The organism is Paenibacillus puldeungensis (genome assembly GCF_042678945.1).
GTDB classification, from domain to species: domain Bacteria; phylum Bacillota; class Bacilli; order Paenibacillales; family Paenibacillaceae; genus Fontibacillus; species Fontibacillus puldeungensis.
The window spans coordinates 335,914-360,145 of the sequence record NZ_JBHTLM010000001.1 but is presented as its reverse complement, the minus strand read 5'-3'; the positions used below and the strand labels follow the sequence as shown (position 1 = coordinate 360,145).

Sequence of the window (24,232 nt, the reverse complement as noted above, 5' to 3'; positions counted from 1 at the left end):
TTGTTCTCTCCTTTTGTTTTTATATAACGTTATATAACGTATTATCTACATTTCAAATATAACCGCTTTCATTTAGGACGTCAAGCGGAAAATCATCAATCTCCGATATTAGGTTATCCGTTATTATGATGCAAACGTTTGTCCCATTTATTGCAATAATTTGTGAAAAAAAGATGGCGAACTCCATTTTTTTTCGATTTTCGTCTATTTTACGTGCAATTTTTTGCACCATACTGCATAATATGTGCTAGAATAATCTTTGAAATCGTTTTCACATTGGCATGCTCCGCTTCATTGCACAAACGTTTGCACTGATGCCTAGTACTGGACCCGGGGCGGCCGATGTCATTCTCAGGAAAAGGTACAAGGAGGTTATTCCTATGAACGAACAAAAATTGCCCACAGTAGCTTATTTCAGCATGGAGTACGGACTACATTCCGATTTTAAAATGTATGCCGGAGGATTAGGCATTTTAGCCGGGGACTATATTAAGGGCGCTAAAGATATCAACGCGCCGATCGTCGGCATCGGCATCAAATGGAAGCAGGGCTATACCGATCAACGAATTGATGCCGAAGGCAAACCTTACGATACGTATCACAATTATGTATATGATTTCCTTGAAGATACAAATGTGAAGGTTACTGTTAGAATCAGAAACACAAATGTGGTATGTAAGGTTTGGAAAACTGAGAAATTTGGGAACAATCCGCTCTATTTACTGGATACGGACATTCCCGAGAACGGCGACGCATGGATTACCGGGCAGCTGTATGGCTGGTTCGGTGAAGAACGGATTGCCCAGGAAATCGTGCTCGGCATCGGCGGAGTCAAAGCGATGCGTGCGCTGCAAATTCCGATCGATGTGTACCACTTTAATGAAGGGCACGCCGCTTTGGCCGCTACAGAGCTGATCCACGAGAAAATGTGCTCCGGCAGCACCTTTGAGGAAGCCTGGCGGGCGACCCGCGAAGAGGTAGTGTTCACTACCCACACCCCGATCAAGGAGGGCAACGAAACGCATCCGCTGGAGCGGCTGGAGTATATGTCCGCATTCAACGGTTTAACCTGTGAGCAAATGGAACGTATCGGCGGCAATCCGTTTAATATGACCGTCGCCGGACTTCGTCTCTCCCGGATATCCAACGGCGTCGCTGCGCTTCATGCCGACACTTCCAATAAAATGTGGAAGGACGTTTCCGGACGATCCGAAATTATCGGCATCACCAACGCTATTCATACCCCGACTTGGGTTGATGAGCGAATGACCTGGGCTTATGAAGAGAACGGCGATTTATGGGCTACCCATATGGACATCAAACGCGAGCTGATCGATTTCATTAAAGAACGCTCAGGTATCCAGCTCAGTGCCGATAATTTGCTGATCGGCTTCTCGCGCAGAGCTGCACCTTATAAACGCAGCGACCTTATTTTCTCCAAGCCGGAAATTATCGAACCATATCTTAAGACGGGTAAAATTCAAATCGTGTTCTCCGGCAAAGCGCATCCGCTGGATGACACGGGCAAAAAGATCGTCAGCAACCTCGTAGCTATGATGAAAAAATATCCAAAGAGCGTAGTTTTCCTGGAAAACTACGACATGAAGATCGGCGCCATGCTGACCCGCGGCTCGGATATTTGGCTGAACAACCCGCGCAGACCACTCGAAGCAAGCGGTACGTCCGGCATGAAAGCAGCCATGAATGGCGTACTCAACTGCTCGATCCTGGACGGTTGGTGGCCAGAGGCATGCATTGACGGAGAAAATGGCTGGCAAATCGGAGACGGCTTCGAAACGACCGACTTTGAGGTGCTCGACCGTCACGACAGCGAAGCCCTATACGACACTTTGTTGAACCGCGTGTTGCCGACCTACTATGATGACCGAGCCAAGTGGGTTCATATGATGCGAAGAAGCATAGAAACCACTCGGGAGACGTTCTCCACAAAACGGATGTTGGAAGAATATTATCAGAAGATGTATATCAAGAAATAACGATACGGACTAATCGAATACTTTACTAAAGCGCGAGTGCAGGGGAGTGAGTGAAGCTTCTCTGCATTTCGCGCTTTTTTATGCTTTCGGCACATTTTAAGGACTATAGTTGCAGTTCTTTTTACTTAACTTTGTTCAAAACCTCCTACTTTCTACCGATATTACAAATATATAAAAATATGCATCGACTACATCGGAAGAAGGAGACTGTACTACATGACTAGCAAAATACACCTCAAAAAGAGCATACTGCTGGTATTCATCGCTTTTCTTTGCCTCATCCTCCCTATTTCCACCTCGGCGGCATCTACTTCTAAAGACATGGTACTTTTGGATGCCAAAAACAATTCATTAGCCTATGTCCCGGTCCGGGCAATAAACGGATTTGATGATGTGGCAGTAGAGTGGCACGCGGCTGAAAAGAAGGTCGATATTGTTAAAGGTGATGTCCACCTTACGATGGTATTAGGGAAAAAGAGCCTGCAGATCAATGATCAGGTCAAAACGATAACGGGCGCACCTTTCCGCGAGGCTGGCGCAACTTACATTCCGCTGCAGCCGGTTAGCGAAGCATTAAACTGGTCTGTAACGTGGAACAAGCCGACCTCTTCCGTCAGCTTTAAGCATGGCGACAATATGTTAAACCTGCCTTTCACTGGGCGGGGAAAGGATTTAACCGATACTAACCCGATCGTCAGTGAGCATAAAACATTTAAAATTGGCAGCCGCAGTTTCCCGGTGCAGATGGTCACGGTCTCCCTGCTGCATCCTAAAATTCAACTTGACGTCGCTCTCGCCGGAGACACCGTCGGCAAGGTTGAAAATTTAAGTGGACTAGCCAAGCGGTATCAAGCCAAGGTAGCGATCAACGGAACTTTTTTCAATGCTTATACGAAGGATGCCTACAAAGCTCCTTACGGCTATATCGTTCGCGGCGGAGAGCTTAAGAAGAAGGCCTCCGGTGACAAGAGAACGATTTTTACTTTCGATAAAAATATGCTGACCGAGCTGATTTCAGGGACGGACTTCACCGACCGGTTTGATCAAGGGACGATTGAAGGCGGATTGCAGGCTGGGCCACGCCTTGTGGTTAACGGAAAAGTGGCTATCGATGTGCAGGGCGAAGGCTTCCGAGACCCGAAAATTTTGACAGGCGGCGGAGCACGTAGCGCACTGGGCATTACTCAGGATCATAAGCTGATTTTGCTGACAACCGGCGGAGCTACGATTCCACAACTCGCACAAATCATGAAGCAGGCCGGAGCTTACCAAGCGATGAATCTTGACGGCGGAGCCTCCAGCGGCTTGTATTACAATGGTAAATATTTGACAACCCCGGGCCGCCAAATCAGCAATGCGATTATCATCAAGTATCAGTGATGACGGCACAAACCCGGATACGGGAGCGAAAACCTAGATACTGTGCGAAAACCCACATAATCGCGGTGCCCAAAACGTCTTTCGCCTTGAAGCCCCCTAACCCTAAACCGGAATAAATGCAGAAAGTGCAGCTAATTTCAGGCGGTTTGCCGTTTCTCCTGTTTTAAATGTAAAACATACAACTAAAACAGAAGAAATGTGCTGACTCCCACCTTGAAGGCACTTTTAAATGTACTTTATGCAGCTAATCGAACGGATCGGGGCAAGCGGCTGAAAATAGATGTAGAAAATGCAACTACTCAGAAAAAGTGACGCACCCCATCCATAGACTTACAAAATAGACGCAGCAACACACAGCAACAGCACCATACATAACCATCACCTCCGCATAAAGACAACAGACAACAGACGACACTTCTACGGGAGATTTGCATCTCCGGCAGAAGTGCCGTCTGCTATTTGTACGAGCGCCGAAGCCATCCGGGCCTTGGCACGCACACACGCTTAAGCTTATTTCGCGCCTTTACGGCGTCCCGAAATGTCCAGCCAAACGGCGAAGACAAGGATAGATCCTTTAACGACGTACTGCCAGAACGACTCCATGCCCATCAACGACATGCCATTGTCCAATGACGTCATGACGAGAGCACCGATCAGTGCGCCAAGCACGGTTCCGGCGCCGCCCATGAGCGAGGTTCCGCCGATGACGCAAGCGGCAATCGCATCCATTTCCGCCATGTTCCCGGCGGTAATCGTAGCCGAAGCAAGACGGGAAGTGAGCACAATCGCAGCGATCGAAGCGAGCAAACCGCTGAGCAGGAAGATCATCATCGTTTTGCGGCGGATGTTGATCCCGGACAGACGGGCGGCTTCGATATTCCCACCGATTGCATATATGTGGCGGCCAAAGGTCGTTTTCGTCGATAAGAAATAAAAGATAGCAGCCAACACAATAACGAAAATGATCGGGAACGGAATCCCTTTATAAGCGTTCATCACGAACACAAACAGCACAACTAACAGCGAGAGCGCTGCTACTTTAATAATATCCACGCCGAGCGGAGCTACCTCAAAACCATATTTTTGGCGGGAACGACGTTTTTTGAGTGTGCTCCAAACGATCAGACCGATGGCAAGCACAGCGATAATAATCCCAAAGCCTTGCGCGAAGTAGGCGTTACCGAGCAGCGCCAGCACCGAATCGGATACCGGAATGGTCATCGAGTTGGTAACCCCCATGAGCGCCCCGCGAAATACCATCATCCCGCCAAGCGTAACGATAAAGGCCGGAATCATTTTGTAAGCGACGAGCCAGCCCTGCAGCATACCGAGGATGGCCCCAGCCGCGAGTGTACCCAGAATAACGACGATTGCCGGAAGACCCATCCAGTTACTTAAAATAGCGGCGACCCCGCCGGTCAACCCGACGATGGAACCGACTGAAAGGTCGATGTGCCCGGCTACGATAACCAGCACCATGCCTATGGCCAGTATGGACGTTACAGACATTTGTGTAAACAGATTGGACAAGTTCCGTGCGGTTAAAAACGTAGGATCAAGCAGACCGAACAGTACCCAAATGAGCACCAAGGCTCCGACCATCGTATAGGCGCGAACGTCCATTTTTCCAAACAGGCTGCTCCAAAGCGACGGTTTTCCTTCTGGGGCGGCCTTTTCATTTTGAAGTTGTTTTTGAAGCTCCATTTTTATTTCCCTCCTGTTGCGGCTTGCATAATATTTTCTTGTGTCGCTTCACGGTAGTCGAACTCCCGGACAAGCTTACCTTCGCTCATCACCAGAATCCGGTCGCTCATCCCAAGCACCTCCGGAAGCTCCGAGGAGATCATTATGATCGCCACCCCTTGTTCGACGAGCTCATTCATCAAATGATATATTTCATATTTCGCCCCGACGTCGATCCCCCGGGTCGGTTCATCCATGATGAGAATCTTCGGATCGGACATCAGCCATTTGCCGATGACAACCTTTTGCTGATTGCCCCCCGACAGCGTTCCAACAGGCGTTTCGAGCGAGGTGGTTTTCGTCTTCAGATCATGCACATACCGCATTCCCCACTTGATCTCCTCGTTATCATTAATGACGCCGAGCTTCGCGATCTTACTCATCGTCGCCATCGTGGTGTTGGTTTTGACGTCCATGCCCATAACCAGCCCCTGACGCTTGCGGTCCTCGGTAACCAAGGCAATCCCCGCTTTGATCGCATCGGCGACAGAACGAATCCGCACCGGTTTTCCTTCAAGGAGCACCTCTCCCGATGAACGTCCGCCATAAGCTCCAAAAAGACTGCTTACCAGCTCGGTCCGGCCGGCGCCCATCAATCCGGCGATACCCAAAATTTCTCCTTTGCGAAGCTTGAAGCTCGCGTCATGAATGACCAATTGACTGCGCTTCTCCGGGTGCCAAACGTTGTAATTTCGTACCTCCAGCACGGTTTCCTTTGGGGTATGCTCCACGCGCGGATACCGTTCGGTCAGCTCCCGGCCGACCATGAGCGACACGACCTGGTCATCATTCGTTTCCTTACGATCTAGCGTTGCTATCGTACGTCCGTCCCGAAGCACCGTGATCGAGTCCGCCAGTGCAAATACCTCCGGCATTTTGTGCGAAATATAAATGCAGGATACTCCTTCGCTGCGCAGCTGATTCAAGATATCCATCAAAATCGCTACTTCGCTTTCCGTTAAGGCAGCCGTCGGTTCATCGAGGATCAAGATTTTCGTATGCTTGGAAAGCGCCTTGGCAATTTCCACTAACTGCTGCTGTCCGATGCCAAGGGTGCCGATTTTCGTATCCGGGGATATATGCAGCCCCACTCTCTTGAGCCACAGCGCCGCATTGTGGTAAAGCTCATCCCACTGAATAACCCCGTGCTTTTTCGGCTCCGAGCCTAGAAAAATGTTCTCACCCACCGTCATATCCTTCACCAGCGCAAGCTCCTGGTGGATGATCGTGATGCCGGCCTTTTCCGCATCCGTAATGTTTTGGAACTGCATTTTTTCGCCGCCGATAACTATATCTCCACCGTAAGTGCCCGCCGGGTATAAGCCGCTTAGTACCTTCATCAACGTCGATTTACCCGCGCCGTTCTCACCGCAAAGCGCATGGATTTCACCTTTGTTGAGCTTTAAATTTACGCCATCAAGGGCTTTGACGCCCGGAAACTCCTTGCTGATATTCACCATCTCTAACACATGCATAGGCTTGTTCTCTCCTCCTTAAGCCCGAGAATCGGCAGAAGTGCGAACCTCCGGAAGGTTATTTTCCAACTTCAGTAACCTCCAGCTTTCGCACTCCCGCCTTAATACACTACCTTATTGCTTCGGCCATTGATCCTTCGGAACGTTCTTGTAGACATCCTCCAGCTTGTGGAAGCCGTCCTTGATGAGGGTATCCAGGTTTCCTTTGTCTACTGGAATTGGGTCAAGCAGAACGGAAGGAACGTCAATTTTGCCGTTGTTTACCTTTTTATCCGCTTTCACTTCCTCGCCTTTTGCGGCGGATACGGCCATATCAGCTGCCGTTGTTGCAATCGTCTTGATTGGCTTGTAAACCGTCATTAGCTGCGTTCCTTCAGCAATCCGCTGAACGGCGGCCAAATCCGCATCCTGCCCGGATACCGGGATTTTGCCAGCCATGCCTTGCGCGGTCAAGGCTTGAATCGCCCCACCAGCAGTACCGTCATTTGCTGCAACGACACCCTGTACATCGTTTTTGTTAGCGGTCAAGGCATTTTCCATGTTCTTCAACGCTTCTTCCGGCTTCCAGTCCTTCGAGAACTGGTCGTATACGATCTTGATATCGCCTTTATCTTGAAGCGGTTTCAAAACGTTCATCGCGCCTTCCTTAAACATGTGCGCATTGTTGTCGGTGTCCGCGCCGCCGATATAAACGATGTTGCCCTTCGGCGCTTTGTCGAGTACGGCTTTGGCTTGAAGCTCACCGACACGAACATTATCGAACGAGATGTAATAGTCTACATCTGAATTGTTAATTAAGCGGTCATAAGCGATAACCTTGATGCCTTCCTTATGGGCTTTCTCAACGATCGGCGCTGTAGCTTCCGCGTTGTGTGCTATAACGACCAGAACGTCGACACCTTGGGAAATGAGCTGCTCCGCTTGGCTCAGCTGAGTTGCGTCGTCGCCATTAGCCGCGAGCACCTTCACCTCACCACCGAGCTCTTGAACCCGACTCGTGAAAATGTCGCGGTCCTTTTGCCACCGTTCTTCCTTCAGGGTATCCATCGACATGCCGATGACGATTTTGCCATCGTCATTACCGGCTGCCTTGCCTCCTGCATTATTTTTCGCATTACTGCTGCTTCCGTCCGACACAATGCCGCAACCTGCCAGGGAGGATGCCAATAAAACAGCGGCTAAACTTAACCGTAAAATATGACCTTTTTTTCTCACTCTTCATTCGCCCCTTTTCACTTGTTTAATAAGGTTGATTGCGCTTACATTGAAATCTTAGCATCGTTACAGCGCTTTCGGAGGGGCGATTCCCAGCACTTCTATGTTATGGACCTTCATTTGATTGCGCACCTTTGTAATGAAAAACATCACACCCGTTTTCACAGGACTTTTTTGTTGTTGCAGCACAAAAAAGTCCTTGTTTAATAACAAGGACTCTTAAATAATAACTGTTATTCAATTTGCTGGCGATATTCGCTTGGGGTGATCCCCATCGCCTTTTTGAAAACCCGGCTAAAGTAATTAGGGTCCTTATAGCCGACCTCATAGCAAATTTCCTTTAAACTAAGGCTCCCCTCCGCGATCAGTGCCTTTGCCTTATCGATCCGCAGCCGAGTAATATAGTCGATAAACGTTTCCCCGGTTTGCTGCTTGAACAGTTTACTAAAATAGTGCGGGCTCAAATTTACGTGCTCGGCCGTTTGCTCCATCGAAATATCCTCTTTGTATCCCTGAGCGATGAAGAGCAGGGCGCGCTGCAGCACATGGGAGCGGCTCCGTTCCTTCTCCTCCCTCAGTTTGTCAATCAAGCTGCCCAGCCAGCGCTGACCACCTTCACGCAAGGAGCCGGTGTCCTCCAGACCGCCTAAAGCGGTGATCAGTTCCGCTCCGTCTCCTATTTGGGCGCCCCGTCCAATGAACATGAGCAGCCCGATCACATCCCCACGCAATCGGGGAAAATGATGTGCCGAGGTTTGCTCCAGCCGTTCAAACAGCACATTAAACCGATCTGCCGCTTCCTGCTTGTCATGACGCAAAATCGCATCGAGCAGCCTCTTCTCTTCATCCAAGGAAGATGGCAGCTGCCCCGAGCTTTCGGTAATGTCGTCATAATGCCGGACATTGGCAAAATCAGTGTCATCCGCGCAGACGCGGACCGCCTCCCGATAGGAGCGGCTTAAGCCATCCCACCCTTCCCGGATCGAACCGATACCGACCGAAAGCGGGAGCTGGAAGCGTTCCATGGTCAGCCCCCGCAGCCGTTCTCCCCATTCCATAGCCATGACGCGCTGTGTATAGTTCGGTCTGCCCGGCGGGAAAGGAACGAACAAGGCCATCTGGTGTCCAACAACCGGGCTGACGATACAGGACAAGCTGGGCTTGGCCCACTGCTTGACGGCATCGTAAATATCTTTTTTTAGGAGTTGAAAGTCCGCCCACTCTTTAGAGGATTGCCGAGAAAAAGACAGCACTATCGCGTAGCCTTTATGCCATTCCAAATTGAGCAAGTTTGCCAGCTGCGAAAGGTCCACCTCCTGAACGCATTCCAGCATTAGCATCAAGGACAGCTCGTTTTCCGCCAGCGGCATGAGCTGGGACAGCTTCTCCTGAATAACGAGCCGCTCATTTCGGGCACGCTTCGATTCCTCCGCTTCGGCAATCAACGTCTTGAGCACGTTCAGTACTTCGTCCCGTCTGGCTGGCTTCAGCAAATATTCGCGCACACCCAGCGCCAGCCCTTCCTTGGCATAGCCGAAATAGTCATGAGCCGTGATGAGGACGATCGGTGTTCCCGGGTTTTTGTTCAGGATTTCCCGGACCGCCTCCAGCCCTTGGATCCCTGGCATTTTGATGTCCATAAATATAAAATCCGGACGCTCCTCCTCCGCAAGCTGTATCGCCCGCCGGCCGTTTTCCGCATGAAGGAATTTGAACGTATCAGGCATCATGTGCCGGATCATCAGTTCGATCCCTTCCCGTTCGAGCGCTTCGTCATCCGCGATCAGCAGCGTATACATGTCTTCATTCCCCCATCTATAGAATTACAAAATATCCGTACGAAAAGGTAGCGTAAACCGCACGGTTGTCCCGGCTCCCTCTTTACTGTCGATTTCGATTTTTTGCTGTCCGTCAAAAAACAAGTGCAATCTTTTAAACACATTATGCGTACCCAGCCCGGTCGATTTACCCTTCCTGGCAAACCTCGGCTTCTCCTCACGAATGGACTGCAGCAGCATATCGACCGTCTCCTGATTCATCCCGACGCCGTTGTCGCAAATTTCAATCACCACTTCGTCCGCCTCCGTGCGGTCGATATTCAGTTCAAGCACAGCGCCCTCCTCCATATGCTCGATCCCATGGACGAAGGCGTTCTCCAGAATGGGCTGCAGAGTCAGGCAGGGAACAATGCTATCCAGTGCCTCCTCGTCGATCCGCGTCACAAACCGAATACGGTCGCGAAACCGGGCTTTTTGAATGTTCATATATTCATTTACGTGCTCGACCTCTTCTCTTAGCGGCACGGCCTGATCGAGCTTTTGCAAATTGTATCTGAGCAGCCGGGAGACAGAAACGGCCAAATCGCTGGTTTGCTCGGCCCCTTCGATATAAGCCAGTTTGGAGATGGAATTGAGCGTATTGAATAAAAAGTGCGGATTGATCTGGCTTTGCAGCGTTTTGAGCTCCAACTCCTTAACGAGTCGATCCTTCTCCAGACTGTTGATATTTTCAGCCATCAGCCCCTGAATGTTGTCGATCATGCCGTTGAAGGCCCGGCACAGGATGCTGATCTCGTCGTTGCTGTCGCTTTCAGGCGCTTTCGTATCCATACGCCCTTTAGATATTTGCTTCGCTGTTGCCACAAGGCGGCGAATCGGATTCGTAATACTGTGCGAGAGCCAAAGAGCCAGCAGGATACTAAACAATGCAGCCGTTATGACCAGTAGAATCCCCAATTCATTCAGCTTGCCCGTCGTAAACATCATTTCCTGATAGATCGGCTTGTACTGCTCCAGCTCAAGATCAACGAGCTCCTGAGCTTCCTCCCGAATAAACCGCTGCGTCTGTTCAGCTTCGATGTATTCCCCCGCCATCGTATTGGAATCCTCATATTTGATCTGTTGAATCATTCCCTCGGACTGCTCTAAAAAAGTGTCGATAATGTTCCGGTAATTCTTTAAGGGCAAATCGCTGCTGCCGATCGTTTCCAGTCCGTTCAACTCCGCCCGAAGACGCTTCACCGCATTCAGATGCTTAACTACCTCCGGCAGGCTGTCGGTGTCCATCTGCATAATGAACCGGTTCATCGACCGCATATTCTCCCCGACCTCGTACGATACTTCCTTATACAGCAAAATCCGCTCCATCATCAGGTGGTAGCTTTCCTGCACATTTTTACTCGTCTCATACAGAAAAAAAGAAACTGAGCTCATCACCAGTACGAGCAGCGGAATAAAGATGAACAGCTTTCGACGAATACTCACAGGCTTTCTCCCTCCTGCGCGTTGGTCCTATCCAGTACTTTGACCCCCGTGAAATATTCGGAACGAAGGGCTTTCCCTTGAAAATGCTCGTACACGAGCCGAACGGCCGTGCTTCCCATCAAATAAGGCTGCTGCGCGACGGTCGCCTTGATCTCTCCACGGCGGATCGCGGCGAGCATTTCCTTCTGATTATCGAATCCGATAATCGTGAGATCATTGATCTTTAAACTCCTGGCCGCTTGAAGCACGCCGAGCGCGTCCGTCGCACTGGTACCGACCATAATATTGATTTTCGGGTGCATCCGGAGCATATTGGCCGCTTGCTGAATCGCTTCCATATGTGAAATGTTGGAGGTTCGCACGTCCACGATTTGCAAGTGTTGATGCTGCTCCACAACCTTTTTTAGCCCTTCCAGGCGCTGCAGCTGATTTTCGGCCAACTCGCTCCCGATAATGACTCCGATGTTTCCTGATCCGCCGCTCGTCTCTACAACGAGCTTGCCAAGCCGCTCCCCGGCGGCCACATTGTCGGTCCCCACATAGGCGAGCCGTTTGCTCCTCGGAGCATCGGTATCGATCGTAATGACGGGAATGCCGCGTTTCACTGCTTTATTGATGACCGGGGTAAAGTTCTCGTCGTTCAGCCCCTGAACGATAATCGCATCCACCCGAGCGGCGATTGCTTTTTCCATCAGGCTCAGCTGCTCCTCCATGTTGTTTCGAACCGGTCCGGTGAATTCAATATCGATTCCGTAGTTTTTGGCGGCCTGCTCGGCCCCTTTCTCAACCATTTCCCAGTAAGGATGATAACGTTCCTGTTCAATCAATACGATATGATAACGATGCTCGCCTTCATCCGGATGCCCCTGGAGCTCCTTGACGATGCTCCCGGCCTTCCCGGAGTAGTGCGCAAATCCGATAAATAAATAAGCCAGTATGAGAATGCACACAGTAATCGCAATCAGCCATTTTTTGTCCTTCATTTATGCCTCACCCCATGGACTATCCTACCTTCCATTGAAAACGGTTGCAACAGGAAATTTGTCCAAACCGTGTCGCTAGACCTGCCGGGACAATTAGTCATTCTGACAACCGTTGGAAAGCTGTTGCAGCGTGAACCCACACCACTAAATGCATTTAGTACATCTATTTTGGGGCAAATTGCGGATTTCTGAATTTTAACTGCAAAACCTGCATCTAAAATCGCCCAAACCGGGCAGAAAAGACGATTCCTCCACTTTTAACTGCACTTTATACAACTACTTTTCTAAGGCTGCCATAATGACAAGATTTAAATGTACAAAATGCAATTACTACGTTCGAGAAGGCCAGTTACAATACTTGAGGAGGTCAGCCCATTTCAACTGACATTCATTTTTCACTCGCCATATGCTACTTTTCTCCTTTGCTGATCGTCTGCAAGGTCGGTAAGCGAGGAGCATGTCCCCCACATACATGGTTTCAAGATTCTTCCCCCAGATTTTTATACTTTCCGACATGTTAAAAAAGGTTAAAAAAAGACTGCCCTTCGGCAGCCTTTTCAACTTTAACCTGATATATCAAATTAAACCTCGTCTGCAGGGAACCGCAATCCGAACTGTCGTCTTGCCTCCTCCATGACCTCGGCCACTGCGAGAGAATGCGCATGCGAGTTTATCGCACTTTCCCGCTGCCCGCTTAAGAAGAGCTCAATAAATTCCAGAGCTTCGTAATACATCGATTCCTGAGGCTGAGACTTCGTTAACTCTTCAGTTGTGCCGTCGCGGTAAAGTATTTTCACATCATAAGGCTGGTTCACTTTATCGATAACAATCGTTCCGTTTTCACCCTGAATCTCCGTCGGTAAATACGAATCGGTAATTTTCGAGTACATAATGACGCCGTCCATATCGGGGTAACGCACAAGCAGGCTGCCTTCCCCGTCAACGCCTGAGGACAGCATAATGGCTGACGCCTGAACTGATTCCGGTTTACCAAACAGCGTTACCATCGGGTAGATGCAGTAAATGCCAAGATCCATTAACGCCCCGTTGGAAAATGCCGGATTAAACGCGTTCAGCACCTTTCCTTGCTTAAAAGCGTCAAAGCGGGATGAATACTGACAATAACCGGAAAAATAGCGCCGCACCCGGCCTATTTTATACAAATTGTCACGTACCGCATGGAAATTCGGCATTAGCGTGGATTTGAGCGCTTCCATCAGCAGAACGTCGTTCCGGCGGGCGGCTTCGATCATTCGCTTGACTTCAGTAGGGTTGGAAGCCATCGGCTTCTCACAGAGCACATGCTTCCCGTGATCCATCATAAGAATCGCTTGCTCCGCATGAAGGGAGTTCGGACTTGCAATATAAACGGCATCCATATCCTCGCTGGAAGCAAAAGTCTCAAGGTCGGTGAATACTTGCGGGTCGCCAAATTTGCCAGCAAACTCTTTTCCCTTGTCCTCCGAACGGGAGTAAACCGCTGTCAAAACAAATTGCTCCGTTTCCAGGGCAGCCTGTATAAATCGTTCTGTTATCCAATTAGTTCCAATGATGCCGAATCTGATCAACGTTACGTCATCCCCCTTGTATTGAATGATCTATTCGTATTCTCTCATTCCCCCTGCCTGTTGTCCACTTCTGAGCAATAAAAGAATCCCCCATCATGCATGAAGTTTACTTGCGTTTCGCGAGAGAACTAAACTACAATAGAAATAACAAACATGCAGCGTATAACCTTCCTTTACGAAAGGTTTCGAGGCTATGAAAGAGGTGAGACTGTGAGCGAGGACAGCAAGAGCTTATTCATGAACGATATCAAGTATATGATTAGCGGAGACTCCATATCCAAGGGCGTCATTTATGATGAAGTCAGAAGTAAATACGTCATTTTGGAAGACAATTATGTTTCTTTACTCCAGAAGAAGCTTATAGGAGCGGTTCACAACACGGCAAGATTCGGCAACACTCTGATTAAGGGACTAGGCAATCTAAAGAAAGATATCGTGAAGGATAAGCCAAATATCGTCCTGATCGAGTACGGCGGGAACGATTGCGATTTCAATTGGAACGAAATTGCTGACAATCCCGACGCAGAACACAGCCCGAAAACCGATTTTAATGTATTTGAGAAGATGCTGACGGAAGCGATCCAGTTCTTGAAGAACCAGCAAATAACGCCGATTCTGATGAGTCTTCCCCCTTTAAATGCCGACAGCTATTTCAAATGGGTGAGCAGAAACGATCCGGAAGCGGAAAAGAACATTATGAAATGGCTCGGGAGTGTCACGAAAATTTATTGGTGGCAGGAAAGATACAATTCTACCATTCTGAAAGTATCTGAGCTTACCAAAACGAAGTATATCGATGTGCGCGGCGCTTTTCTAGAGCATCCCGATTTCACGAAGTTCCTTTGCTCAGATGGCATCCATCCAAACCGGGACGGCCACCGGATTATATGCGACAAAGTGCTGGAATTCATACGAAACAATTATCAGTTCCTCTTGCGGGATAACGGTAGCTTGGCATTCGATTAACAATTTCGAGATCAGCCATCTATGCCATAAATGTGACTTATAAACACAAGAGACCTTGTAGGTCTCTTGTGTTTTTGCGTTAATGACTACTCTTTTAAATTAGACTTACTTAGCACCATGACTTTGCTGCAAATCCCGCCATACTTTTTTGTTGCTGTACTGTTTCTCTGTACTAATATCGGGTCCAAACCACCCCGGCGGTTCAAAAGCCAACGCCTCTGCTTCGGATTTAAACTCGACCTCCAGCACCATCAGTTGGATTTGATCATAACAGTCGATTTCTATAACGATCCCGTTCCACCGCGCCGTAACTCGCCGCTTCGTTAGTGGAACTGCCTTATGTATCCCCGTGATTTCCTCGTAAATCCCCGCTGAGATGGACACTTCCACCTCCTCGCGGGCTAGGCCAAAGCCCTTTTTAAACGTATGGGTATACTCGACTGTCCCGCTTTGCAGGTCCTTGATTTTGCGAACCCTGAGCTCCTGATCCTCATGCAAGGCTAAATACGTTTGATCGATCAGTTGCTCTGATTGGATAATGATTTTCCCCTCTTCAATGAGCCCGTCCGGAAATTCCGGTAGTAAAAATTTACGTTCTATTTCTAGCGACATGTTATGATCCTCCTCGTTTCTTTTTATATTGAATACCAGCGTCCTGTTTGCTTCAACGGGGCAATATTCGCATTCTCTAGTTACAGATTAGTCATCAAATTCATATGGTTTTCCCATATTCTATCCCAAAATATCACATATTCTCTTGTTACGATATAAGTAATTCGAAAGGAGAAGTGATTAAGATGATGAACAAATGGGTTAAAAATGCAGCAGCCGTACTTACTGTAGTTAGTGTGCTCGGAGGCTCAACAAGTGCTTTTGCAGCATCCGCTCCTGCTAAAGCAGCCACACCAGTTTCAAAAACCGTGGCTGTAACTAAGGCAGTTAAGGTTGCCGCTCCGGTAAAAAAAATAGTGGACAAACCAGTTGTGAAAAACTTCAAAGTAGCTACAACGAAAAAGGCTAACAAAATCCATAAGGTTGCTCTGCATAAAAAAACTGTTGCCAAAAAGGTAGCAGCACATAAAACCGTAGTTACAGCGAAGAAGGCTGAAAAGAAAGCCGACGCTAAAAAAGCCGACGTGAAGAAAGCAACCACCAAACCAGCTACTAAACCAACTACTAAGAAAAAATAAGATCCGCATATAAGAACTTCATAACGACAAATGGTCATTTCGTGACCTAAATTTAAAAGAGACGGGACCGAATGTGGTTTCCGTCTCTTGTCCATTTTGGTATTTTAGAGAGAGCAAGGGGGGCAGAGCTCATGAGCAAAATTGTAATCGTAGATGATGATTTATTTATTCTGCAGCTGATCTCGGAATATTTGAAAAAGGAAGGGTACGAAGTGACCTCTTTCAATAATGGACAAACCTTGATCCAGCATATCCGCGATCATCGCCCGGACTGTCTCATTCTAGACATCATGATGCCCGGAATTGACGGCTTATCTCTATTAAGACAATTGCGGACTTTTACAGAAATGCCGATCATGATGATCTCCGCTCGCGGAGAAGAGATAGACCGAATACAGGGGCTGGAGATGGGCTGCAGCGATTTTCTAAGCAAGCCGTTCAACCCAAGAGAGCTGGTAGGCCGGGTTAAGGCCTTGCTGCGTTTGGTTCAAGCCGGAGCCTCGGAACAAGGAGCTCGAAAAAATCAGGAATCGCAATCCGATCATCATACATATTTAGCGGGAAATGCCGCCGTATCCGAAGAGTATCGCCAGGTTACGGTTGAGGGCAAGGAGGTCAATTTAACCCAAAGAGAGTTTGAACTGCTCGCTTTTCTGGCAAGCCATCTGGACCGCCCGTTCAGCCGTGAGCACATTATCCAGCAGGTGTGGAACTACGATTTTTTGGGAGACGTTAGGGTCGTTGATGATCTGGTCAAGCGTATACGAAAAAAACTGGTGGAGAAAGAGGCCACTCTAATGATCGATACCGTTTGGGGATTCGGCTACAAAGCTACGGTGAGAGAGTCTGAACATGCGTACCATTAAGAGCAAAGTGCTTCTATCGCTGTTCATTTCCATGTTGGTTACCGTCGGAATTACCGTTGCCATGTTCGTACGATTTATGGATGGGATTTTGGTCAACCAGGCGAGGGCGCAGCTCCATGTTCAGGCAGAAAGAGCCGTTCACATGCTAAGCGACGGAGATCTGGAGCGGCTGGATAGTAAAAAATTCAAATATGTCGTCAAAGGACTGCTGTTGTACGCGGATTATATGGTGCTCGACAACAAGCAATTGATTATAGATGCAAGTGATTCGGTGCTGGAAGGCAAAACGTTAAAAACCATTCCGAGAGACCGGGAAGGCATTACTCAAATCAATGGTCATAAGGTGCTCTACACGAACGAGCCATTGCCGCGTATGCCTTATCACATTTTTATCTATTCCCCGCTGTCCTCGCTTAGAGCGATTTACGTACCGCTGATGAACACGACCTTGTTGTCGATTGGAGCCAGCTTCCTCGTTATTTTGGGGATCGGGCTGCTCGTCGTGTCCCGTGTTGTTCGACCGCTCAACCGCTTGAAGGAGGCGGTAAGCCGGTACGAGCCCAATCGTCTTTCGATCAAAGGTCTGACGGATTTTCCGAAATCCGATAATAGCGAAATCGGGGAGTTAAGTCATACCTTTCAGATGATGTCCGACCGGATTGAACTGCACCAGCGAAGTCAAATCGAATTTTTGCAAAATGTATCGCACGAGCTTCGAACTCCCCTAATGTCTATTCAGGGGTACGTGTATGCGATCCAGGATCAGGTGGTTACGCAGGAGGAAGGGCTTAAGATCATTACGAATCAGTCCAGACGCCTTATCGACATGGTGGAGAAGCTCCTGCAGCTATCCCGCCTGGAAGCCGTCGATGATCAGTGGCCGCTAACGGAGGTTGATCTGCACGAAATGGCGGAGGAGGCCATTCAGTTGCTTATGCCGGCCGCCAAAGAAAGGCAGCTTGAGATGTCCGTAGACGGAAAGTCCTTCAAGGCCAAAGTCCCTGCCGAGCAGGTGTTTCGCATCATGATCAACCTCCTGCAAAACGCGGTACGCCATACGACGAAACGGGTTGTGCTTAGAGTTCATCAAGGAGCCGACCCCGACACGGAATGGACGATTTCTGTAGAGGATGACGGTCCGGGGCTGAGCGAGGAGGAGCGTGAAGCGGTTTTCAAACGGTTCTACACGGGAGCCCGCGGCGTCACCGGTCTGGGTCTTGAAATTTGCCGGCAGATCGCCTTGAAGATGAACGGAAACATATCCTATTCGCCCTCGGATTGGGGCGGTGCCTGCTTTACCGTTGTCAAATATCACTATCGAAATGATGCCATGCCACCGAATTCATAAACAAACCGCTATTAGCTAGGTAAAACATCCCTCATATTAGGTTCAGCTTGACATTGTCAGGCTGGCCCTTTTTTTTGCGTTGCACCCCTCTCTCCTTTATCCTGCAGTTTTTATCGCTTTCAGCAAATATTCAGCCAACCCTCATATTGAATTAAGTGACCCGCTTTACACTACCACTATAGCAACTTTACGACAATTCAATACATAGGGGGACAACAACTTGCGACTCATCCAGAACATGAAAATTGCACCCAAAATCCGTTTATTGGTCTTTAGCTTTTTTGCCTTTTTGCTGATTATCGGCGTCGTCGGTATGAGACAGATTTCGAACGTCAATGCGAAGCTTGAAGAACTCAACAACTCCCGGCTTATACCGATCGTAAATTTAGAAGATATCAAGTCCAAAATGGAAACGACGCGAACTTTAGCCAGTACCTACATGGACGCATCCGATGATACGGAGCGCACCAGCATTCAAAAACAGATTGCTACTTCTCAGGAGACAATCAAGAAAAGTTTGGCAGGTTACAGCGATGAAACGGCCAATGCAGCGGTAAAAAACGTTATGACGAAATACGAGGCATACACGACTGCGTTGAACAACTTTTTGGAACAATTCAAATCAGGCATGACAGGCCCGGAACAAAACGGAGCTGCAGTTTCTGCGGATCAGAATGCCTCAGCAGTAGCAGGGAATACCACTGCTGCGGGTTCGACAAGTACAACCTCGGATACGGCTAGCAGTACAGCCTCTGCTGAAGCCGGCAGCACTGAAACCGAACGTAAAGGCGGGCCTCCCGAAGAAGTTTCTGCACTCGACAAAGCCAAGCTCGCATTGATTCAATCCATGGACAGCTGGATCCAGCAGCATGTTAAAATGGCGCAGCAAACCTATGACGACAGTAAGGTCGTGTATCGATCGACATTGATTAGCCTATTGATTCTACTGGCCGTCTGCGCAGTCATTACGGCGATACTGTCTATCTTTATCGTACGAAACGTTGTGAATCCAATCACGAGAGTCACTACTAAGCTGCGGGAAATCTCGGATAGCAACGGGGACCTGACGGGCCGGATCGGCTATCAAAGCAAGGACGAGTTAGGCGAGCTCAGTCAGAGCTTTGATGACTTTATCTCCAGGCTGCACTCCATTATTGGAGAAATGATCGCCTCTGCCGGGACGATTTATTCCGCCAGTGAAGTACTCAGTAGAGCAACAGGCGCCACTAGCGCTTCTTTGGAAGGAATATCAGCAACCGTACAGCAAATCACATCAAGCACTTCCGAGAACGCCGCCGTCTCCGAGCAAACCTCGGCAAGCTTGGCCGAGATGGCCCAGTTCTCCGAATCCACGGCCATCGCCAGCAAGAAAACGGCGGAGAACAGCAAAAAAGTCAAGCAGGCGGCTGAGGACGGAGCAGCCAGAATAACGGAAATAGAAGCTTCCATTACGGATATCAAAGCGACGTCTCAACTGGTGTCCGATACGATTCACGACCTGAACAATTCCTCCAAAAAAATCGGTGAAATCACCGAGCTTATCGCCGGAATCTCGTCGCAAACAAACTTGCTGGCGCTAAATGCCGCGATCGAGGCCGCTCGAGCGGGCGAGGCCGGCCGAGGCTTCTCCGTCGTAGCCGATGAGATCCGCAAGCTGGCTGACGAAAGCAATGTCGCCGCCCAGCAAATCGCCCGGGTCATTACCGAAAATCAGCGGAAGTCAACGACGGCCGTTCAGTCTACCGAAGAAGTTGCCGAGAAGGTTTTACTTGGGGTGAAAAAAGCTGAGGAGGCCAAGAACAGCATTGGCCGGATTTTGAATAGCATCCAGGAGATCGTCGGCCAAATCGATCAGATTGATGATGACAATAACCGTCAAGCCCTGAGCACCAGAGAAATGGAGAAGGCCATCCAGAACATCGCCACCTCCACAGGTGAAATTGCCGATGGCACAGAGCAAATCAGCGCAAGCATTCAAGAGCAGCTTAGCACCATGAATGAAATCGACGGCACCGCGGACAAATTGTCCAACATGGCCAAAAAGCTGAGTGAAATTACCGCTGGCTTTACTATATAAATAACTCTAGGATTATGATTACTGGCAGCCAGCAAACGAAGAAGCCGCAAGGTCCTCCCCCCTGCGGCTTCTTTTCCGTTTGTTATGATCACTCAATGCAGCGCCTAAGTGTAAATTGTACATCTAAATCGCTTAATTCCCCAGTTTCATCTGGATTAGCTGCATAATGTACATCTATTTGCTGCCCATAACGCGCCGATCGTCACGCCAAGGTAATTTAACTGCACTTTTTACATCTACTCTCTCCAAAGCAATAAAAGTTGCCAAATTAGCTGTACTAAATACAATTAAACGCCTAAGGGTAGAGTGACACAACTGCAACAGCCACTGCCACAAGCATCACCCTGAGTAAGCAATCTCCCCGTTTACTACGGTCATCCGGACTTTGGCTCGCAGCAATTGTTCCGGATTGCCAGTGATATTCCGATCAATGACGGTAAAATCCCCTCGCTTGCCAACCTGGATCGCACCGCGCTCCGTTTCTTCTCCCGCCGCATTGGCGCTCCCTCGCGTAAACAAATCGAGCGCCTCTCTTATGGTAAGATTCTCCTTAGGTAGATACCCCTCATGAGCTTCTCCCGGCTTACAGCGAGTAACGGCTGCATGCATCCCCAAGAAAGGGTTCAGCGGTTCAATCGGTGCATCGCTGCCGCCCGCACATTTTAATCCGGCATCCAACAGCGTCTTCCATGCATACAAGTATGCCGTTCGCTCCTCGCCTACACGCTCAAGCACCCACGGAAAATCACTCGCCACGAATCTTGGCTGGATATCAATGGCAAGGCGCAGGTTCGTCATACGCCGTACCAGATCCGCATCCAGCACTTGAGCATGGATCAGCCGGTCCGGTAGCAAAATGCCGGACTCAAGCGGGACGGATTCCATCGCCTTCAGCGTCAAATCGGCGCCGCCGTCTCCGATGGCATGTACGGCAACGGGAAATCCCAAGCGGCGGGCCTTCCCGAATATACCCGTTAAACTTTCCATCGTTTGAACCGCCATTCCCCGGGTTTCCGGGGCATCGCTATACGGCTCCTTCAGAAGCGCCGTACGGCCTCCGATCGCCCCATCTGCAAACACCTTGACCGCACCGATGCGCATCCAGTCGTCACCTTCGCCTCCCCGAAGCCCAAGAGCCTCCGCCTCCTTTAGAAAGGGATAGTACAGCAGCTGATGGGTGCGAAACGCTATCCCTTCCTCCCGCAGCTCCCGGCATATACGCAGCATCGTATCGATGCTGCCGAGGAACCGCAGATCCTCGGTATGGGCTGCGGTCAGCCCGAGGCGAAGCGCATCGAGCCAGGCACGGCGGATCGCCGCCTTTTTCGCGGCGTAATCAGGTTCGGGCTGCGCCTGTTGAAACGGAACGGAGGCTTCCTCATACACCCATCCGTTCAGCTTTCCATCCCTGTCACGACCGTAAGCGCCCGATTCCGGGTCCGGCGTATTCTGCGTCACGCCCGCTCTGCGGAAGGCTTCCGAATTAGCCAGGTAGGCATGGAAACAAGTACGGGTAAGAAAAATCGGATGGCGATCGCTCACGGCGTCCAACTCGTCGATATTTGGCGCCTCAGCGAGTGTAAAATTATTTTCATTCCAATTGAGGCCAAGCAGCCATTCTCCGGGTGGCGTAGCTTCCGCACGTTCACGGACCAGCCGAAGCATTTCCTCTTTAGAAGATACATCCGTAAAATCGAGCATTTCAAGCTTCATCCCATGCATCGATAAATGCATATGCGAATCTGCAAGCCCAGGGAGCACGAAAGCCCCTTCCCAATCCACCGTCCGGTAATCTTTTTGGGCGAGCTGCAGCTTCAGTTCCTGCACGCTGCCGACAGCACGAATGATGCCATCCTCCACGTAGACCGCGTCCGGATGCATTTCGGCTGGGCCAAATGAAAATTGCCCGTTGATAAACAGTGTTCCCGGCACGGTATCCTCTCCTGTTCTTTTACGTTTAAGCTATCACTGACAAGACTTATAGGCCAAGCAAGAACTGCACTATCTTATCGGACATCCCCGGCAAGCCCTCGTGACCGAAATCCGGGAAAATCTCCATCGATTTTGGAGCTTTAATCGCGTTGTAGGCAGCGAACTGAGTGGATGGCGGACAGATTTCGTCCATTAACCCGGTGCCCATGAGAACGGTGGCTTCGATCCGGCTCGCCAGGTGATGCACATCGATATAACCCAGCTTCGCAAATACCCCCTCTTCCTTCTCGTGCTGCGGATCAAACAGGCGGAAATAGGTGCGGAGCTCCTCATAAGCGTTCTTGTCTAAATCCATCTCCCACACTCTGCGGTAATCGGACAAAAAGGGATAAACCGGAGCTGCCAGCTTAACCCGAGGCTCGAGTGAGGCACAAGCAAGTGTTAAGCCGCCGCCCTGCGACCAGCCCGTTACCCCGACGCGCTTTGAATCCACCTCCGGCAAATCCATCACGATTCCGGCAAGCTGTGCCGTGTCAAGGAAAATGTGTCGGAACAGCAGGTTTTGCGGGTCGCTGTCGAGTCCACGTATAATGTGGCCGTGAAATGTATTTCCCGGCGTTCCGCCGACATCCTCGGAGCGTCCGCCTTGACCGCGACAGTCCATGGCGATCACGGAGTAGCCAAGCGATGCAAAGCTGAGCTTTTCGATCCAATCCCCCGAATTCCCCGTATACCCGTGAAATAGAAGGACTGCCGGATGAGGTCCGGGAGCTGCTGGACGAACATATTTGGCGTGAATTCTAGCTCCCTTTACTCCGGTAAAATATAGATGATAGCATTCCACACCGGGCACTTGAAATTCCGCTTTAACGAGTTCAAGCTGGGGATCGACGGCCCGCATTTCTTCCAAAGCCGTTGCCCAATACTCGTCAAAATCCTGCGGTTTCGGGTTAATCCCCTGATATTTTCGTAAATCGTCCAGCTTCATATCGATGATTGGCATTTGTGTTTCCCCTTTCCAGGCATAAGTCATATGCTCACAGTATATCGCTTTCAAGAACACGGCGACAACACGCGCGTGCGAATTTACCTCGAGAAAAACAAGTCCGAAATCGGCGCCATCTCCTTATCTCGTTACCAGCCTACCTATTACAGAATATTTTAAAAATAAGTGAAACATCCTGCTTCTATAGTACGTCAAAAAATCTGAAGAAAATGATAATGCTGAATAGGAGGTATAGTGATGAAACAAACTAAACTGCTCATCAAAGTTTCCAAGCTGACTCTGCTTATGGTCATTATTATCGGCATGACGTTCAGCGGCAGCGCGTTGGCCACTAAAGCTGCTAAAGGCGGCTCCGAGCAAAAGATGTTCCAAGGGACAGCGAATTCCGAACATTTTAAAGGCAATCACTTCGGGCAGCTCAAGTCCACTCATAACATTACGAGCGCTTCGGCCATTTCGCAAATCGTGAAAACGGTCGGCCTAAACCTCGATCATGTGCGATTCGTCAAGGAGCCCAAGGCTAGTGATACTTTTAAGAAAGTGAAGGATAACGCCTGGTATGCTCAAGCCTTCGTCATCGCCAACTATTACGGGCTTGATATCCCGAAGGACATCAACCCATCGGCGAAGGTTTCGAGAGAGCAATTCAGCCATTGGCTGTATAAAGCAATTGCTGCAAAAGGCGATTACGCCTGGACGATGATGTATGTCGATATTAAGGACAGCAAGGGGATCAATTCGGCTTATATGGACAGCATTCAAAAGCTGCTGAATGCGGGTATCGCCCAGCTAGATAAGAACAAAAACTTCCGGCCAAACGATTCTATTACCCACAGCGAGGCTGCTGACATGTTGGAAAGAACGGCTAACTTTCTGAAGGGCAACGCTTCTGAGCAGCCTATTCGCAGCAAGCTTTACGATGTTGGATTGACCAGCGAAAAAATGAGCGGTGGGGATATTTTAAAAGTTACGATCTCCGCCATGGCTCCGCATCCGGGCTACGGTATGGAAGTGTCGAGCATTGAATATAAGGACGGAAAAGCGGTCATCAACTACCGGATTGTTTCACCCGGGAAAGGAATCTATCCTCAGGTCATTTCAGAGGTCAAAGCCGAGACGTACATTCCGTCCAATTACCAGCCAGTGCTCGGTGAAGAAACGAAGTAACTGGGGCCTTGAGTTAAACCAAAAAAACAAAGCTGCTGCACATCTTTCGTTACAAG

General features: G+C 49.4%; 18 protein-coding genes. 8 read left to right on the top strand and 10 right to left on the bottom strand.

The window, feature by feature from the left end; translation table 11 throughout:
- Nucleotides 1-380 precede the first annotated feature (380 nt).
- Nucleotides 381-1,997 carry an alpha-glucan family phosphorylase gene (glgP, locus tag ACFQ3W_RS01560; RefSeq protein WP_379315919.1) on the top strand — a complete coding sequence of 539 codons (1,617 nt, stop codon included), beginning with the start codon at nt 381-383 and terminating at the stop codon, nt 1,995-1,997.
- 216 nt (nt 1,998-2,213) lie between these two features.
- Nucleotides 2,214-3,377 carry a phosphodiester glycosidase family protein gene (locus tag ACFQ3W_RS01555; RefSeq protein ID WP_379315918.1) on the top strand — a complete coding sequence of 388 codons (1,164 nt, stop codon included), beginning with the start codon at nt 2,214-2,216 and terminating at the stop codon, nt 3,375-3,377.
- A gap of 510 nt (nt 3,378-3,887) precedes the next feature.
- Here ACFQ3W_RS01555 and ACFQ3W_RS01550 read toward each other — a convergent pair.
- The 7 genes from ACFQ3W_RS01550 to ACFQ3W_RS01520 form a co-directional block, all read right to left on the bottom strand.
- Nucleotides 3,888-5,081 (bottom strand): sugar ABC transporter permease, encoded by a 1,194-nt coding sequence (locus tag ACFQ3W_RS01550; RefSeq protein WP_379315916.1) that lies wholly within the window; start codon nt 5,079-5,081, stop codon nt 3,888-3,890.
- Between the two features lie 2 nt (nt 5,082-5,083).
- Nucleotides 5,084-6,595 carry a xylose ABC transporter ATP-binding protein gene (locus tag ACFQ3W_RS01545; protein WP_379315914.1) on the bottom strand — a complete coding sequence of 504 codons (1,512 nt, stop codon included), beginning with the start codon at nt 6,593-6,595 and terminating at the stop codon, nt 5,084-5,086.
- A 114-nt stretch (nt 6,596-6,709) separates the two neighbouring features.
- The gene (gene xylF / locus ACFQ3W_RS01540; RefSeq protein WP_379315912.1) at nt 6,710-7,810 is read right to left on the bottom strand and encodes a D-xylose ABC transporter substrate-binding protein; all 1,101 of its coding nucleotides are present in this window, start codon (nt 7,808-7,810) and stop codon (nt 6,710-6,712) included.
- Nucleotides 7,811-8,043: 233 nt separating this feature from the next.
- Nucleotides 8,044-9,609, bottom strand: a complete 1,566-nt coding sequence (locus ACFQ3W_RS01535) for a helix-turn-helix domain-containing protein (RefSeq protein WP_379315910.1) — start codon at nt 9,607-9,609, stop codon at nt 8,044-8,046.
- Between the two features lie 24 nt (nt 9,610-9,633).
- Entirely contained in the window at nt 9,634-11,073 is a 1,440-nt protein-coding gene (locus ACFQ3W_RS01530; protein WP_379315908.1) for a sensor histidine kinase, read from the bottom strand.
- Nucleotides 11,070-12,056, bottom strand: coding sequence for a sugar-binding protein (locus tag ACFQ3W_RS01525; RefSeq protein ID WP_379315906.1), 987 nt, complete (start codon nt 12,054-12,056; stop codon nt 11,070-11,072). The genes ACFQ3W_RS01530 and ACFQ3W_RS01525 overlap by 4 nt, the downstream gene beginning before the upstream one ends.
- 581 nt (nt 12,057-12,637) lie before the next feature.
- Nucleotides 12,638-13,621, bottom strand: coding sequence for a Gfo/Idh/MocA family protein (locus tag ACFQ3W_RS01520; protein WP_379316361.1), 984 nt, complete (start codon nt 13,619-13,621; stop codon nt 12,638-12,640).
- 240 nt (nt 13,622-13,861) lie between these two features.
- On the opposite strand from ACFQ3W_RS01520, the gene ACFQ3W_RS01515 reads away from it, so the two are divergent.
- Entirely contained in the window at nt 13,862-14,590 is a 729-nt protein-coding gene (locus tag ACFQ3W_RS01515) for an SGNH/GDSL hydrolase family protein (RefSeq protein WP_379315904.1), read from the top strand.
- Nucleotides 14,591-14,695: 105 nt separating this feature from the next.
- Here ACFQ3W_RS01515 and ACFQ3W_RS01510 read toward each other — a convergent pair whose 3' ends face one another.
- Entirely contained in the window at nt 14,696-15,202 is a 507-nt protein-coding gene (locus ACFQ3W_RS01510; protein ID WP_379315902.1) for a CYTH domain-containing protein, read from the bottom strand.
- Nucleotides 15,203-15,387: 185 nt separating this feature from the next.
- Between ACFQ3W_RS01510 and ACFQ3W_RS01505 the strand changes: the two genes are divergently transcribed.
- From ACFQ3W_RS01505 to ACFQ3W_RS01490, 4 genes are all read left to right on the top strand, one after another.
- Nucleotides 15,388-15,780, top strand: a complete 393-nt coding sequence (locus ACFQ3W_RS01505; protein WP_379315900.1) for a hypothetical protein — start codon at nt 15,388-15,390, stop codon at nt 15,778-15,780.
- Nucleotides 15,781-15,911: 131 nt separating this feature from the next.
- Nucleotides 15,912-16,646 carry a response regulator transcription factor gene (locus ACFQ3W_RS01500; protein ID WP_379315898.1) on the top strand — a complete coding sequence of 245 codons (735 nt, stop codon included), beginning with the start codon at nt 15,912-15,914 and terminating at the stop codon, nt 16,644-16,646.
- A complete protein-coding gene (locus ACFQ3W_RS01495) occupies nt 16,633-17,994 on the top strand; it encodes a sensor histidine kinase (RefSeq protein ID WP_379315896.1) in 1,362 nt (453 codons plus the stop codon). The genes ACFQ3W_RS01500 and ACFQ3W_RS01495 overlap by 14 nt, the downstream gene beginning before the upstream one ends.
- A 220-nt stretch (nt 17,995-18,214) precedes the next feature.
- The gene (locus ACFQ3W_RS01490) at nt 18,215-20,071 is read left to right on the top strand and encodes a methyl-accepting chemotaxis protein (RefSeq protein WP_379315894.1); all 1,857 of its coding nucleotides are present in this window, start codon (nt 18,215-18,217) and stop codon (nt 20,069-20,071) included.
- A 339-nt stretch (nt 20,072-20,410) separates the two neighbouring features.
- On the opposite strand, the gene ACFQ3W_RS01485 is transcribed toward ACFQ3W_RS01490, so the two are convergent.
- Nucleotides 20,411-22,003, bottom strand: coding sequence for an amidohydrolase (locus ACFQ3W_RS01485; RefSeq protein ID WP_379315892.1), 1,593 nt, complete (start codon nt 22,001-22,003; stop codon nt 20,411-20,413).
- A 46-nt stretch (nt 22,004-22,049) separates the two neighbouring features.
- Nucleotides 22,050-23,006: an alpha/beta fold hydrolase gene (locus tag ACFQ3W_RS01480; RefSeq protein WP_379315890.1), complete on the bottom strand. Its 957-nt coding sequence runs from the start codon at nt 23,004-23,006 to the stop codon at nt 22,050-22,052.
- A gap of 240 nt (nt 23,007-23,246) precedes the next feature.
- Between ACFQ3W_RS01480 and ACFQ3W_RS01475 the strand changes: the two genes are divergently transcribed.
- Entirely contained in the window at nt 23,247-24,176 is a 930-nt protein-coding gene (locus ACFQ3W_RS01475; protein WP_379315888.1) for an S-layer homology domain-containing protein, read from the top strand.
- The last annotated feature ends 56 nt before the right edge of the window (nt 24,177-24,232 follow it).